Source organism: Flavobacterium psychrophilum, from assembly GCA_001708385.1.
Lineage (GTDB): Bacteria > Bacteroidota > Bacteroidia > Flavobacteriales > Flavobacteriaceae > Flavobacterium > Flavobacterium psychrophilum_A.
Window position 1 is genome coordinate 927,508 of the sequence record CP012388.1, and the last position, 14,670, is coordinate 942,177.

Below are 14,670 nucleotides of genomic sequence, written 5' to 3' on the forward strand. Positions count from 1 at the left end.
GAACTTTGCAAAAAGAAAATAATGATTACTATATACCACAATCCGCGATGCAGCAAGTCGCGAGAGGGTTTACAATTTCTGGAACTTGAAGAAAAACCTTTTACCACAGTAAAATACCTTAGCGAACCACTATCAAAAGAAGAACTTACCGAAATTATTAAAAAGCTGGGCATTAAGCCAATAGAGCTTGTGCGTCAAAAAGAAGCTGTCTGGACAGAAAATTACAAAGGCACAGTATTAACAGATGGCAAGGTTATTGATGCCATGGTGCAGCATCCAAATTTAATAGAGCGCCCGATAGTTGTAATTGGAGATAAAGCCGTTATTGCACGCCCTGCGGATAGGATAAAAGAAATTTTATAGAAACACATTTTTAGAGCCTGACAGATAAACTATCAGGATGAGGCAACTGCCTCAAGCCAATATCACACACATACTTACTATTTCATGAAGAATTTTCAAACATCTATTCTGTTATTCTTTTTATTTTTTGCTTTTGGAGCGTTTGCTCAGGGAGGTCCCGGTGGCCCTAAAGTAAAAGTAACAGGTAAAATTATTGAACAGGAAACCAAACAACCCCTTGAATTTGCTAACGTAATAATCCAGACTATTGATAATGTAACCGTAAACGGCGGACTTACCGATGCAAAAGGAGAGTACAGCATTGAGGTACCTGCGGGAACTTACAATGTTAAGTTCGACTTTATCTCTTTTAAACCCATAACCTTATTAGGTAAAGCAATTACAGCAGATACAAATTTAGGAACTACTGCACTTGCTCCCGATGCAACTATACTTAACGAAGTACAAATTGTTGCAGAACGTACTACTGTTGAAATTAAACTTGATAAAAGAGTTTACAGCGTTGGCCAGGATATGATGGTTAAAGGCGGTACTGTGAGCGACGTTCTTGATAATGTACCGTCAGTATCTGTTGATGCGGAAGGTAATGTAGCGTTAAGAGGCAACCAAAGCGTAACTATATTAATTGACGGAAGGCCATCTAACCTTGCGGGAAGCAATGTTGCTGAAGTTCTGAGGCTTTTACCTGCCGATTCTGTAGACAAAGTAGAGGTTATCACTAATCCATCGGCGCGTTATGATGCCGAAGGTGGTGGCGGTATTATTAATATAGTCCTTAAAAAAGGTAAAGCAGGCGGTTTTAACGGTTCGCTTATAGCAAATACCGGTGACCCGGAAAACCACGGAGTTTCTGCCAATTTAAATTTCAGAAGTGAAAAGTTTAACCTTTTCTCTAATTTAGGATATAACTACAGAAAAAACCCGGGTAACTCTTTTACCAATACAGAATACTTAAACGAAGACAATACAACAAGAAGCTATACTAACGAAAGAAGAAACAACGATCGTTTACGCAAAGGCTTTAATGCCAGTTTTGGACTTGAGTATTTCTTAAGTGATAATACTACTTGGGTAAACTCGGTTAACTTCAGGAGAAACAAAGGCGGCAACGTTACCGATACTTATTTTGATAACTTTGACGCGCTTCGTACTTATACTGACACCCGTTACCGTAGAAACGATCAGGATTCTGACGATAACAACGTAAATTTCTCGTCAAGCCTTACTCATAAATTCAACGATAAAGGCCACGAGCTTAAAGTTGATGCATCGGTTTCTATGAGCCGTGATGACGAAAATGCGGCTATTGATGATATTACTTTAGGTTCTGCTACTCCAAACAGCAATGAAAGAACCCTTAATAATGAAGATGAAAACAGGTCTTTACTTCAGGCTGACTATGTTTTGCCTTTAGGCGAAAACAGCCGTTTTGAAGCCGGTTACCGCGGAAGCTTTACCACTCTTGAAACAGATGCCAGAGCAGAAATACTTGAGGGTGGCGCATGGGTTAATAATGCCGATTACACCAATTTTCTTGAGTATAAAGAAAAAGTAAATGCATTATATACACAGTTTGGATCTAAAGTTGGCAAATTCTCTTATTTATTAGGGCTTCGTTGGGAAGATTCAAACATTGATGTAAATCTTTTAAACCTTAACCAGTACAACAATAAGAAATACAACAACTTTTTCCCAAGTGCTTTCTTAACCTATTCGTTTGATGATAACACAAACATCAGCTTAAGCTATAGCCGTCGTATCAACAGGCCAAGAGGCCGTTTCTTAAATCCGTTTGCAGGACTGGAAAGTAACATCAACCTTTTCCGTGGTAACCCGGATCTTGATCCGTCTATGACTAATGCTATAGACATTGGATTCCTTAAAAAATGGCAAAAAGTTACGTTAAGCACTTCTGCTTACCTTAATATAACTGATGACTCTTATCAATTTGTAAGAAGACCTACCGGAGAATTTATTGGTGATACGCCTGTAATTGTTACTTCGCCCCTGAACCTTGCGAAAGAATACCGTTTTGGTTTTGAATTCAACGTGAACTACAACCCTTTCAGATGGTGGAGGCTTACCAGCAACTTTAACTTCTACAGAAATGAAACGCAAGGTGATTTCACCTTTACTTATGAGCAGGACGGTCAGACTATAACCGATTTCCAGGACTTTAACAGAACAGCATACAGCTGGACAACAAGGGTAAACTCTAAGGTTAGCCTTCCGTTAAAAATTGACTGGCAGCTAAACGGTAATTACGAAGCACCGCAAAATACAGCTCAGGGTAAAAGAATTGGTGTAGCAAGTGCTAATACATCATTAAGCAAAGACATCCTAAAAGAAAAAGCAACGATAGGCTTAAACGTTCAGGATATTTTTAACTCCAGAAAAATGAAGAATGAGACTTATATTCCTGGACAAATTAACTCTTATGGCGAAATGCAGTGGAGACAGCGACAAATTACACTATCATTTACATACCGTTTCAACATGAGTAAAAATGAGAAACCGAAACAACCGCAAAATCAAGATGGCGGTGGTGAAGAGTATATGGGAGGATAATAAATAAGGGAGGTTTTAAAACCTCCCTTATTTATTTATTAAAATCGCTATAGCTTTTTGTATAGTTTTTCTCAGTGTTGAATATAAGCTTCAATCCGGAAAAAAATCCTGAAACATAATCGGTTCTCCAACTAAGATTCCCTGCAGCTAAAGGCCCCTGATGTTCCATAATAAATGTAGACTGTCCCTGACAATACATTCTCTCCCCCTGGCCTACGTACACATTCTTATCACCAAAATTATTACTATCAAATGAAAAGATATACTCGCCAAATACATTATCGTAATTCTTAGACAAATAGGACAAATGTGAAGTCAGCTGCGTGAAGTCAATCACCTTTATTTTATTTTCTGCGGTTGCTACAGACAAATTATCTGAGAACATTTTAGTCTGCCCGTTTACATATGCGGTAGCTAATAAAACCAGTAAACCAATTGTCTTTTTCATCTGAAAAAATTTAAACTGTTATTGTTTAAGAGCACCCAGGTTAACAGATGCTGCAGGAGCACTGTTTGTTCTGTACAAATACATATTATCTATGGCAAGGTTTGAATTGTGCTGCTGAGCCACAATCGGAATATAGGTATTAGAATAGTATTTGTCTCCCTCTACATATATTCTGTCTCTTTTTGAATCCTGGATATTAAAGGTATAATCGTAATCCCTGAATACCGACCTGTAATTCTTATTATAAAAAGAGAAATCGGGAGTGGTAAGGCTATTAATAGTCCAACCCTGGCTTTGCTTAACAGCAAGCGTTAGCTGATCGGGAAAAGCCGGTGAAGTTTCTTCCTGTGCAAATACTGCCGAAGCAGCAAACATTGCAATATAAATGTAAAGTTTTTTCATGACAGATTATAGCTACATCTTATATCAAATGTACTGATTAAAAATGAAAAAAGGCGCATAAAGCGCCTTTTAATGTGTTGGATATCAAATCAAGGGAAAATACCTCTTTGTTTGTATGCCGTTTCAATTCTGGTTAACGCCACGATGTAAGCTGCAGTTCTCCAGTCTGTTTTATATTGTACAGAAGAAGTGATCACTTTATTGAAAGCCTCTTCCATTTTCTTTCTAAGTTTGATGATAACATCATCCATGGTCCATATTTCTCCGTTACGGTTTTGCAACCACTCGAAGTAGCTACCAACAACACCACCTGAATTACAAAGGATGTCCGGAATAATATCGATATGGTTTGCTATAAGAATAGCTTCTCCATCAGTATCTGTAGGTCCGTTAGCACCTTCAGCAATAACTTTAGCTTTTATTGTACCCGCATTTTCATCAGTAATTTGGTTACCAAGAGCAGCCGGGATAATAACATCACAGTCAATTGAGAAGAACTCATCAGACTTGTAATCCTGAGTACCTTTATATCCCGTAATTGTAGCATTATCAGACTGGTATCTCAACAAAGCTTCAGGATCTATACCTTCAGGGTTGTAAATTGTACCTGTAGCATCCTGAACTCCAACAAGTATAGCACCGTTTTTGTTCATGAAATGAGCAGCCCAGTAACCTACATTACCAAACCCCTGTACAATATACCTTTTACCTTCAAGCGTAGTACCTTTAACTTTAGCCCACGACTCAAGTGTTACAACAACACCAAAACCTGTAGCTCTGTCACGTCCTTCAAGACCTCCAGATCCTACAGGTTTCCCGGTAACAACGTGTTGATTTTTAGAACGCTCTGCAGGCGATTTTGTAGACATATATGTATCTGCAATCCATGCCATCATCTGTGCGTTGGTATTAACATCCGGCGCAGGGATATCATGTTCAGGACCAATATTGTCACCAAGAGCATACGTAAAACGTCGTGTAATCCTTTCAAGTTCTCCCTGAGAGTATTTCTTAGGATCTATCTGGATACCGCCTTTACCTCCACCATAAGGAAGTCCGGCTAACGATGTTTTCCATGTCATCCAGGTAGCAAGTGCCCTCGCTGCATCAATATCTACAGTCGGGTGGTAACGTAAACCACCTTTGTAAGGACCAAGAGCATTGTTATGCTGTACCCTGTATCCTGTAAATACCTCTACAGTTCCATTGTCCATTTTCACAGGAAAATGCACTACGATCTCATTATTGGTTATAGATAAGATCTTTTTAACGCTTTCGTCCAGCCCCATAACGGCTGCAGCTTTTTCAAACTGGTTCTTTACGTTTTCATACATGCCCACGCGAGGCTTTATTGCTGTTGCCATAAATTTTTAACTTACAACTGAATTATATATAATAAACACTAGCTTTTCAAAAAAGCATCACAAATATAAACCAACTTTGTGACAACTTAATCGTTTGAATTAATAATTTTACAAAAAAATATTAATAAAATTATGATTGCTACAATTTAAACAAGCAAAAAGGTTGCCATACTGAACATATCATAATCATTAACACTATTTTAACATCGCAACTAACTAATAACCAAACATATACTTACAAATATACGGCAAAACAAGCGTATATCAGTTATAACGACAGATAAACCAGTTTATTGGCACAACACTTTTGTAAAATCCTTACAAAATTGGCCTATATCAAAACCACATATAATAATAACAAATATTGACACGATTTTTTATTAGTTTATACTTTAACTACTGTTTTTGGTATATTTGCAGGAACTTATCTGTATAGATTGGAAGCTGGAACAAGTCATACACTTTATAGTCTACATTCATATCAGTTAAATTTAATATAATCATGAAAATAGAACAAATATATACAGGTTGTATTGCACAAGCAGCCTATTACTTAGAAAGCAATGGCGAAGCTGCCATTTTTGATCCTTTAAGGGAAGTACAGCCTTATATTGAGAAAGCAGCAAAAGATAACGCTGTTATAAAATACATTTTTGAAACACACTTTCATGCCGATTTCGTTTCAGGACATATAGACCTGGCACAAAAAACAGGTGCCGAAATTGTTTATGGCCCAACCGCCCAACCAGAATTTGACGCTGTAATCGCTACAGACGGACAGGAGTTTAAAGTTGGCAGCTATACCATTAGAGCAATACACACTCCCGGACATACACTTGAAAGTACTTGTTACGAGCTTATAGACGAAAACGGAACGACTCACGGTATAATAACCGGTGATACACTATTTATAGGAGATGTTGGGCGTCCTGATCTTGCACAAGCCCTTACTGATGAACTTACCCAGGAAATATTAGCTTCTCACCTATTCGATTCACTACGCAATAAGATCATGCCTCTGGCTGATGATATTATTGTGTACCCAAGTCACGGTGCGGGAAGTGCATGTGGCAAGAACATGAGTAAAGAAACTACCGACACTCTTGGCAACCAGAAAAAGGTAAACTACGCACTTAGGGCAGATATGACAAAAGAAGAGTTCATAAAAGAACTTCTTGACGGGCTTGGGGCACCTCCCGCCTATTTTCCACAAAATGTTATGCTTAACATTCAGGGATATCAAAGTCTTGACACTATTATTGAGAAAGGACAAACAGCACTTTCTGCTGCTGAGTTCATGATAAAAGCCAACGAGACAGAAGCAATTGTACTTGATGTAAGACATGAAGATGACTTTGTAAAAGAACACATTCCCGGCTCTATTTTTATTGGACTTCACAGCAACTTTGCGCCATGGGTTGGTGCTTTGATCAGAGATGTAAACCAGCCTTTGTTATTGGTAACTCCCGAAGGTAAAGAAACAGAAACAATTACAAGGCTTGCCCGTGTAGGGTTCGACTTTAGCCTTGGATACCTTAATGGCGGTATCAACGCATGGAAAGCAGCAGGATATGAAACTGATAGCGTAAAATCTATATCACCTGAAGTTTTCGCCGAAGGATTGGCAAATGATGCAAAAATTGTAGTTGACTCAAGAAAGCCAGGCGAATTCGGTAATGGCCACGTGGTAGATGCAATTAACATTCCGTTGGATTTTGTAAACGAGCAGCTTGCGGAAGTTCCGCAGAATGAAGACTTTTACCTTCACTGCGCTGGTGGATACCGCTCTGTAATTATGGCTTCTATATTAAAAGCGCGCGGTTACCATAATATGATTAACGTAGAGAAAGGATTTGGAGGAATAAAAAACACATCGGTTAAAACAACTGTCGTACAGCCTGCATGCTCTTAATATTAAATTTTTAATGCGTTAATTATATAACTGATTTTTAAATACTTTTGCACCATATATAACATAAAAACAAATATGAAAAAAATTCTTTTAATGGTTGCGGCTTCGGCTTTCGTTGTGTCATGCAACAAGCTGGCGAGCAATGAGTTTGAAATTGCAGGAACTATTGATCCTTCTCTTAACGGTAAAAACGTGATCCTTGAAAAACAAGGCACAATGGGCTATGAGCCTATAGATACCGTAAAAATTGAGAACGGTAAATTTACTATTAAAGGTAAAGCTGTGGAGCCGGAACTTCACTTTATCCAGGTTGAAGGTGTACAGGGCAAAGCTGAATTTATACTTGAAGAAGGAGAGATTGACATGAAAGTTGATAAAGACTCTATCTTTAAAACAGAAAGAACCGGAACATACAATAACGAGAAGCTTACAGAATATTATAATGACATCAGCAAATTAAGGCAAAAAATGATGGGCTTCCAAAAGGCTAATCAGGCTGAAATGATGGAAGCATACAAAAAACAAGACACTGTTGTAATGAACAGGCTAAATAAAACGTATGAAGCTATTGGTAAAGACATGAGAGCTATTGCTGATAAATTTATCGAGAAAAATCCTAAGGCTTATATTACTGTATTGTTACTTAAACAGGCGTTTTCAATGAAACCTGTTCCGTATGCAGAAATGAAAAAGAAATATGATGAACTTGACCCTGAGATTAAAAAAGTAAAAGCTGCAAAAGAACTTTCTGAATTCATAGAAAATGCTAAGAAAGCCGAAGAGCCTGCTGCTGCTAAAACTACAGTTGACGTAGGTGTTACTGCTCCTGATTTTAGCGCTACAACACCGGATGGTAAAAAACTTTCGCTTAAAGAATCTCTTGGCAAAGTAACTATTGTTGATTTCTGGGCTTCATGGTGCAAACCATGCCGTATGGAAAATCCTAACGTAGTTGCCCTTTACAATGAGCTTCATACTAAAGGATTAAACATTATTGGCGTTTCTTTAGATAAAGATGCCGCTAAATGGAAAGAGGCTATTGCTGCTGATAAACTTACATGGAATCACGTTTCTAACCTTAAATTTTGGGATGAGCCTATCGCAAAACAATATAGTGTAGAATCTATTCCTGCTACTTTTATTCTTGATGCGACAGGAAAAGTTGTTGCAAAAGACCTTAGAGGTGCCGAACTTAAAGCAAAAGTTGCTGAACTTTTAGCTAAATAAGAGTAACCAACATAGTAAATATATAAAAATCTCCTTCGGGAGATTTTTTATTTTATTAGCTACCAATACATTAAAAAAAAGTTATAAAAATACCCGCAAATATGTTTGCAAACTTAAAAAACAGTCCTATATTTGCACCGCAATGGCAGAGAACTTAACAGCTTTCTGAACGCATGGGGAGATACTCAAGCGGCCAACGAGGACGGACTGTAAATCCGTTGGGAAACCTTCGAAGGTTCGAATCCTTCTCTCCCCACGAAATGGGAAAGTAAAACCCAACTTCGTACAAAACCTGCAAATTATTTTGCAGGTTTTTTTATTTTATACAACTCCTCAAACACTGTAAAAAAGATATCCGTTTTATCAGTTGCAAAATACCTCGCTGAAATTTTTAGTCTTATTCACTTTCAATAGTATATAAGCTTTGCTTAAAGCTTCAGAAAACTTACTGTCGGCTTTTACTATTGCATCGCCTTCCATCTGTCGGATAGCTTTATCATTCTTAATATAGTAACGAAATTTTGTGATAACCTCTGGTCCCGCCGCTGCACCGCCTGTTACTGACTCATATCCAAATATAAACTTGCTGTTTTTATAATAGTATTCGGTAGCCCAGGATCCATCTTTAAAATTTCCTTTTTCAACAACCTTTACAATATCATTTCCGTTAAGATAATAAATGATCTCTCCGTCGTCAACACAATCTTCATTAGTATAGGTATATGTTTCTGTTTTCATATCAAGACTATTTATTCGTTTATACTCCTCTCGGATAGCATTTACATCGTTATCCTGATTGAAGGGAATTGAAGAAGCCCGCACACTGTAGCTTATCGAATTTAGAGAATTATTACCATTGGGTACACCTAGTATAAGTGCTGTAATAATTGAAAATATTGTATTCATATAATTGGTTTTTCACAAAAATATACACTCCAAATATTCAGATTAAAAACCTCTGAGATTTTTAAATTTTCTTTAACACCTTTTATATCATCAATGGGTTATTTATAAAAACAGAAAGCCCCATGCAATGCATAGGGCTTTCCTCAATTTAAATATATAAAAGATTAATTCAATTCAAAGCTTATCGTTACGTTAGCCGTAACTGTAATTTCTCCTATTGCAAGCGTTTCTTGCGGCATTACAGAATCAGCTGCTTCAAACTTCATTGATCTCACCATCGGAGGATAGTAGGTTTGCGAATTATCGGTTACAACGATCGCCTTACCTACTTTTTGACTCAATGCACCTGCATAGTCGTTTGCCTTCTGTTTAGCGTCTGCAACAGCTTTAATACGAGCCTCTGATTCGTATTGTGCCAGCTTAGATGTTTTAAATTGTACGCCCTGTATATTGTTTACACCGGCATCTATAAGCCCCATCATCATACTATCATATTTGGTAAGATCTTTAAGGTGGATCACGATAGTCTGTGAAGCCGTATAGCTATATTTCTTTTTATCAGAATCATAGTTTCTGTAAAGGTTTACCCTTTGTGTCTGGTAATCTTCAGCAGGCAGTTTTATGCTTTTAAGATACTTTATTACCGCATCTATAGTCGCATCATTCTTTTTCTTTACATCGGCTGCATCTGCGCCAATATTCTCTACCCCTATAGTAACGTCTGCCCTATCCGGAGTTACAGTTATTTTACCTTCTCCTGCAACGCTGATTTGAGGTTGCTGATTTTGTTGTGTTACCTGTGCGCTTGCAAATGTTGAAACAAACACGAACAGTACTAAAGCAATTTTTTTCATAATGATTGATTTTATTTTAATGTAGGAATTTCAAATTGCGTGCCAGTTTTTAACCGGCTATAATTTTCCGGCCTTTGCCATCACCAGCATTATAGCTATTGGCACAGCCATAACAATAACTATCAAGGTGTTATCATAAAGAATATGTGGCATTCTTGTTAGTGTAATTATAAATCCGCCTATTGCGCCACCAAAGTGTGCAGTATGTCCTATATTGCCCGCTTTGGTTTTCATACCGTAAATTGTGGCAAGCAGGTATATGATACCAAATATGTAACCCGGTATGAAATTAATCTGCCTGTCCGGGTCAATAAGTATAGAAGCGAATAAAACTCCCATAACCGCCCCCGACGCACCAATAGCACGGTAAGAGTAATCGTTTTTATGCAAGTACAGCGTTAGTAAGCTTCCGCATGCCAAACTGATTACATACACAAGAATAAAGCTCATTACACCCAGGCTATAGATTACTACCGGTGCAAAAAAGTATAGTGTAAGCATATTAAATCCAAGGTGCATATAATCGGCATGCAGAAAGGCCGACGTAAACATACGGTACTGTTCTCCTGCCCTGATGCTGCCAATATGAAATTCGTATTTTCTGAAAAATGATATATCTATTATTCCCTTGTAACTTACCAATACGTTTGCAAGGATTAAAATAATAAGAACCAGTGGCATATTCATAAATGTTATTTTTATGACGTAAAGTTATACAAATGGCTTATCATATTCTATAAGAAAGCCCTCAACAAACATTAAATTAATAATAAAAAGTATATTTGCATAAAAAACACGAATGCAGCTTTTAACCTATATACTAGCCTACCCTATCATCTGGTTTATATCGATACTGCCATTCAGGATACTGTATTTTTTCTCTGATATCTGTTATGTAATAGTTTACCATATCGTTAGATACCGTAGAAATACCGTTCATAAAAATCTTTCATTAACCCTGAGACATCTTACCCAGGACGAACGCGATGCCGTTGAAAGAAAGTTTTACCACCATTTTTGCGACAACTTTTTTGAGATGGCGAAAAGCCTGAATATTAGCGATAAAGAACTAGCAAAACGTTTTGTATTTACCAATTATGACCTTATACATGAATATGAAGCCAAAGATAAAAGTGTCGTAATGCTTTTAGGGCATTACGGTAGCTACGAATGGCTTTTGTATATGAATAAAGGCTTTAAATCACACAAAGGCTTTGGTATATATAAAATAATACGAAATAAGTATTTTGACAAGCTGGTAAAAAAAATGCGCGGCAGATTTGACGCTGAACTTATCGGCGTACGCCAGACTATTCCTGCCATGAGACAGAATGAGCGCAATGGTATCTTAGGCTTTTACGGCTTTATATCAGACCAGTCTCCGAAGCTTGGCAGTACTATACATTGGGGTGATTTTTTTGGCATGCAGGTTCCTATTCACGTAGGGGGTGAGATGCTGGCAAAAAAGATAGGCATGAACATGATATTTGCCAAAGTAGACAAAACAAGCCGCGGCCACTACAAGTGTACCTTCGTGCCTGTTCAGGATAACATTAAAGAAATACCTAATTATGAGATTAGCGACAGCTTTATGAAAATGCTGGAACAGCAAATAATTGAAGCTCCGGAATATTACTTATGGACACACAAACGCTTTAAGCACCGTAGAAACAATCCGCCTACAGCGTAAACCAGTCTTTTAGCCTTTCTTCCTGTTCTGCATTATTTGCATTTACATGGGTAAATTCATTACTTGACTTATTGTAATGATAGTCACTAGCCCACTCTTTATGATTTTCAGCAAGTGCTTTAATGCTTTCACATACGTATTGTATTTCTGCATCTGTAGTTGTTGGATGAATTGACATTCGTATCCATCCCGGCTTTTGGATAAGATCACCTAGAGTAATTTTATCGGTAAGGTAATTCGACTGCTCCTGGTCTACATGTAGCAGATAATGTCCGTATGTACCGGCACAGCTGCATCCTCCACGTGTTTGCACGCCAAAACGGTCGTTAAGCAGCTTTACACCAAGATTAAAGTGAAGGTTGTCTATGTAAAAAGAAATAACACCCAACCTGTCTTTATGCTGTGGGGCAAGTATTTTTATATTCTCAATTTCTCCAAGGAAATCAAAAACATAGTCAACTATTTCTTTTTCTCTTTTAAGTATATTATCAATACCCATTTGCTCTTTCAGCTTAACCGAAAGCGCTGTTTTAATAACCTGAAGAAAGCCCGGTGTACCACCGTCTTCACGCTCTTCAATATTATCAAGGTATTTATGGTCGCCCCACGGATTGGTCCAGCTTACTGTTCCTCCACCCGGATGATCGGGTACCATATTTTTGTAAAGTTTTTTATTGAATATCAGCACCCCAGATGTACCGGGACCGCCAAGGAATTTGTGTGGTGAAAAGAATATTGCATCCAGATAAGCTTCGCTATCAGCAGGGTGCATATCTATTTTTACATACGGTGCAGAGCATGCAAAATCTACAAAACAGACACCATTATATTTATGAATTAGCTTAGCTACTTCGTAATAAGGGGTTTTAATACCCGTAACGTTAGAACAAGCTGTAATTGAGGCTATTTTAAGCGTATAATCTTTGTATTCTTCCAACAGGTTCGCAAAGCTATCCAGACATATAAGCCCTTGCGGACAGGCAGGAATCAATACCACCTCTGCAATGGTTTCCAGCCATGACGTTTGGTTTGAATGGTGTTCCATGTGCGATACAAACACAACCGGTTTTTTCTCTGCAGGAACCTTTGTAAACTCTTTTAGGTTTTCAGGGACTTTAAGCCCTAATATCCTTTGGAATTTATTTACAACACCTGTCATACCCGATCCGTCTGTAATAAGCACATCGTCATTACTGGCATTTACATGGTGTTTTATAATATGGCGCGCTTCATGATACGCAATGGTCATTGCAGTACCCGAAACTGTAGTCTCGGTATGTGTGTTGGCAACGAACGGCCCAAAATCGTTTAATAGCTTTTCTTCAATAGGCCTGTACAATCGTCCACTGGCAGTCCAGTCGGTATACACGATTTCTTTTCTGCCGAATGGCGAATCGAACTCCTGCCCTATACCTACAATATTATCCCTGAATCTCTGGAAATACTGCTCTAACTCTCCTTTAATGGTAACATCTGCTGTCTGTAACATATAATTGGCTATTAAACATTGCAAATTTATTAAAATTAAAACGATATAAGTGAATATATTTCATTGTCCTCCGCTTAAAAGGGGCGTAATAACAAAAAATCCTGCCGAAGCAGGATTATGTAACTTATATTCCGATTTCCACCTGAAAACGAACGTAAAAATTCTTTTTAGATGAACCGTCAAAATAGCTTAGGTCGTCCAGGTTAACCTCAAACTGTGCTTTAAAAGCATGTTCCCATACATATTTAGTAATACCTAATGTATATTGTTTTGTATTGGGCGTAAGCGCTGCGATATCCTTATCAACATTTTGTGTAGAGAAACGTCCTATCAGCTCATAGTGTGAAGGAAACAGGTAACTTAACTGGTAGTCAAACCCATGACCGGTATAAACATATCGTAAGTCTGTTGCGTCGTCAGGATTAACCGTAATAGGGTCTTTCGCTTTTCTTTGCATATAAGCCGTCATAAAAGCCCAACCGTTATATTTAACCATTCCATCAAGCAATAGCGTCTGCATATCTCTCTTTGCAAAAAGATCGTCTCCAAGCTGTCCACCAACACGGCGTGCCATATCGTTATATTGGTAAGCACCCGAAAGCATTACTTTTGGTTTCGGTTCTCTTTTAAGGTCACCCTCAAAAAAAGCACCGTCTTTTGTAAATACACCTATTGGGTATAACTCAGCCTTACCTGTATACGCCAATCCGTTATCGGGTTTATCGGTAGAGTTCCTACCTTCACCGGTACTGATAGCACTCCTTAAATTATATGAGAATTTATCTAAATGCTCGTTTTGATTGTGCACCTGAAAACCAAAATCCCTGTCTATATTAAAACGTGCGTTGTTTATAGTCCTGTCACTCAACTGAAGACCACCTGAAGAGTTTACCCTTTGCCTGTTACCCGGAAGCTTTGTCTGTCCGAAACCAAAATTCCAATGCTTATTCGGACGGTAAAACACAACCGCATCACGGATTATGTTTATGTTTTCGCCATCTCTAATTTCACCTACATCGCCCGGAGCAAATGATAGCTGGATAGCATATATAAATTTAGGGTTACCTACATAACCGTCGAAACGTAGTCGTAAGCGACGTATTTGTCCGTCAATAGCAGGGTCTTCGTCTTCATTTTGAAGGTATGTTGCCCGGTTTTGCATCCTGAAACGGATGTTAAACTGGAAAATACTGTCGGGAGAAGTTATTCCCAGTCCTTTACCATAATTGTAATACGGTAATGCAGATAGCTTAAGGTCGTTATCTCCGGTTGCCTTCTTTATTTCAACCTGTGCTGCCGCCGAAAGACCAAAGAAGATAATTAGTAACGTTAAAATGTTTTTCATTTAATGCCTGTTTGTAAAATTTTCGTGTTTTTTGCCTTAAACTCTGCTAGCTTCTCTTTTAATTATACGGATGATTTACAACCGTAAAACTGCCATAAACAA

13 protein-coding genes and 1 tRNA gene are annotated in these 14,670 nt (G+C 38.0%); 6 read left to right on the top strand and 8 right to left on the bottom strand.

Annotated elements, in window-relative coordinates; genetic code table 11:
* Positions 1–21 precede the first annotated feature (21 nt).
* On the top strand, positions 22–363 hold the full coding sequence (locus ALW18_03910) for an arsenate reductase (GenBank protein AOE51735.1): 342 nt from the start codon (positions 22–24) through the stop codon (positions 361–363).
* An 84-nt stretch (positions 364–447) separates the two neighbouring features.
* Positions 448–2,931 carry a TonB-dependent receptor gene (locus ALW18_03915; protein ID AOE51736.1) on the top strand — a complete coding sequence of 828 codons (2,484 nt, stop codon included), beginning with the start codon at positions 448–450 and terminating at the stop codon, positions 2,929–2,931.
* A 31-nt stretch (positions 2,932–2,962) separates the two neighbouring features.
* Here ALW18_03915 and ALW18_03920 read toward each other — a convergent pair whose 3' ends face one another.
* The 3 genes from ALW18_03920 to ALW18_03930 form a co-directional block, all read right to left on the bottom strand.
* Positions 2,963–3,379 carry a hypothetical protein gene (locus ALW18_03920; protein AOE51737.1) on the bottom strand — a complete coding sequence of 139 codons (417 nt, stop codon included), beginning with the start codon at positions 3,377–3,379 and terminating at the stop codon, positions 2,963–2,965.
* A gap of 18 nt (positions 3,380–3,397) precedes the next feature.
* Positions 3,398–3,781, bottom strand: coding sequence for a hypothetical protein (locus ALW18_03925; protein AOE51738.1), 384 nt, complete (start codon positions 3,779–3,781; stop codon positions 3,398–3,400).
* A gap of 89 nt (positions 3,782–3,870) precedes the next feature.
* A complete protein-coding gene (locus ALW18_03930) occupies positions 3,871–5,145 on the bottom strand; it encodes a glutamate dehydrogenase (protein AOE51739.1) in 1,275 nt (424 codons plus the stop codon).
* A 502-nt stretch (positions 5,146–5,647) separates the two neighbouring features.
* Between ALW18_03930 and ALW18_03935 the strand changes: the two genes are divergently transcribed.
* The 3 genes from ALW18_03935 (at position 5,648) to ALW18_03945 (ending at position 8,543) form a co-directional block, all read left to right on the top strand.
* Entirely contained in the window at positions 5,648–7,057 is a 1,410-nt protein-coding gene (locus ALW18_03935) for a beta-lactamase (protein AOE51740.1), read from the top strand.
* Between the two features lie 75 nt (positions 7,058–7,132).
* On the top strand, positions 7,133–8,284 hold the full coding sequence (locus tag ALW18_03940) for a hypothetical protein (protein AOE51741.1): 1,152 nt from the start codon (positions 7,133–7,135) through the stop codon (positions 8,282–8,284).
* Between the two features lie 175 nt (positions 8,285–8,459).
* Positions 8,460–8,543, top strand: a tRNA-Tyr gene (locus tag ALW18_03945).
* Positions 8,544–8,647: 104 nt separating this feature from the next.
* Here ALW18_03945 and ALW18_03950 read toward each other — a convergent pair.
* The 3 genes from ALW18_03950 to ALW18_03960 form a co-directional block, all read right to left on the bottom strand.
* Entirely contained in the window at positions 8,648–9,190 is a 543-nt protein-coding gene (locus ALW18_03950; GenBank protein ID AOE51742.1) for a hypothetical protein, read from the bottom strand.
* A 164-nt stretch (positions 9,191–9,354) separates the two neighbouring features.
* Positions 9,355–10,044, bottom strand: a complete 690-nt coding sequence (locus tag ALW18_03955; protein ID AOE51743.1) for a hypothetical protein — start codon at positions 10,042–10,044, stop codon at positions 9,355–9,357.
* Between the two features lie 57 nt (positions 10,045–10,101).
* The gene (locus ALW18_03960) at positions 10,102–10,725 is read right to left on the bottom strand and encodes a protease (protein ID AOE54300.1); all 624 of its coding nucleotides are present in this window, start codon (positions 10,723–10,725) and stop codon (positions 10,102–10,104) included.
* 118 nt (positions 10,726–10,843) lie between these two features.
* Here ALW18_03960 and ALW18_03965 point away from each other — a divergent pair, with 118 nt between their 5' ends.
* The gene (locus tag ALW18_03965) at positions 10,844–11,734 is read left to right on the top strand and encodes a lipid A biosynthesis acyltransferase (protein ID AOE51744.1); all 891 of its coding nucleotides are present in this window, start codon (positions 10,844–10,846) and stop codon (positions 11,732–11,734) included.
* Here ALW18_03965 and ALW18_03970 read toward each other — a convergent pair.
* A complete protein-coding gene (locus ALW18_03970) occupies positions 11,724–13,223 on the bottom strand; it encodes a selenocysteine lyase (GenBank protein ID AOE51745.1) in 1,500 nt (499 codons plus the stop codon). The two genes, ALW18_03965 and ALW18_03970, sit on opposite strands and share 11 nt — an antisense overlap.
* A 124-nt stretch (positions 13,224–13,347) precedes the next feature.
* A complete protein-coding gene (locus ALW18_03975) occupies positions 13,348–14,568 on the bottom strand; it encodes a porin (GenBank protein AOE51746.1) in 1,221 nt (406 codons plus the stop codon).
* Between the last annotated feature and the right edge of the window lie 102 nt (positions 14,569–14,670).

What these genes read in the sequence shown, in the direction of transcription:
- ALW18_03950 (AOE51742.1), bottom strand. Translation starts at nt 9,190, where the DNA reads ATGAATACAATATTTTCAATTATTACAGCACTTATACTAGGTGTACCC.
- ALW18_03960 (AOE54300.1), bottom strand. Translation starts at nt 10,725, where the DNA reads ATGCCACTGGTTCTTATTATTTTAATCCTTGCAAACGTATTGGTAAGT.
- ALW18_03940 (AOE51741.1), top strand. Translation starts at nt 7,133, where the DNA reads ATGAAAAAAATTCTTTTAATGGTTGCGGCTTCGGCTTTCGTTGTGTCA.
- ALW18_03955 (AOE51743.1), bottom strand. Translation starts at nt 10,044, where the DNA reads ATGAAAAAAATTGCTTTAGTACTGTTCGTGTTTGTTTCAACATTTGCA.
- ALW18_03920 (AOE51737.1), bottom strand. Translation starts at nt 3,379, where the DNA reads ATGAAAAAGACAATTGGTTTACTGGTTTTATTAGCTACCGCATATGTA.
- ALW18_03975 (AOE51746.1), bottom strand. Translation starts at nt 14,568, where the DNA reads ATGAAAAACATTTTAACGTTACTAATTATCTTCTTTGGTCTTTCGGCG.
- ALW18_03910 (AOE51735.1), top strand. Translation starts at nt 22, where the DNA reads ATGATTACTATATACCACAATCCGCGATGCAGCAAGTCGCGAGAGGGT.
- ALW18_03930 (AOE51739.1), bottom strand. Translation starts at nt 5,145, where the DNA reads ATGGCAACAGCAATAAAGCCTCGCGTGGGCATGTATGAAAACGTAAAG.
- ALW18_03965 (AOE51744.1), top strand. Translation starts at nt 10,844, where the DNA reads ATGCAGCTTTTAACCTATATACTAGCCTACCCTATCATCTGGTTTATA.
- ALW18_03915 (AOE51736.1), top strand. Translation starts at nt 448, where the DNA reads ATGAAGAATTTTCAAACATCTATTCTGTTATTCTTTTTATTTTTTGCT.
- ALW18_03935 (AOE51740.1), top strand. Translation starts at nt 5,648, where the DNA reads ATGAAAATAGAACAAATATATACAGGTTGTATTGCACAAGCAGCCTAT.
- ALW18_03970 (AOE51745.1), bottom strand. Translation starts at nt 13,223, where the DNA reads ATGTTACAGACAGCAGATGTTACCATTAAAGGAGAGTTAGAGCAGTAT.
- ALW18_03925 (AOE51738.1), bottom strand. Translation starts at nt 3,781, where the DNA reads ATGAAAAAACTTTACATTTATATTGCAATGTTTGCTGCTTCGGCAGTA.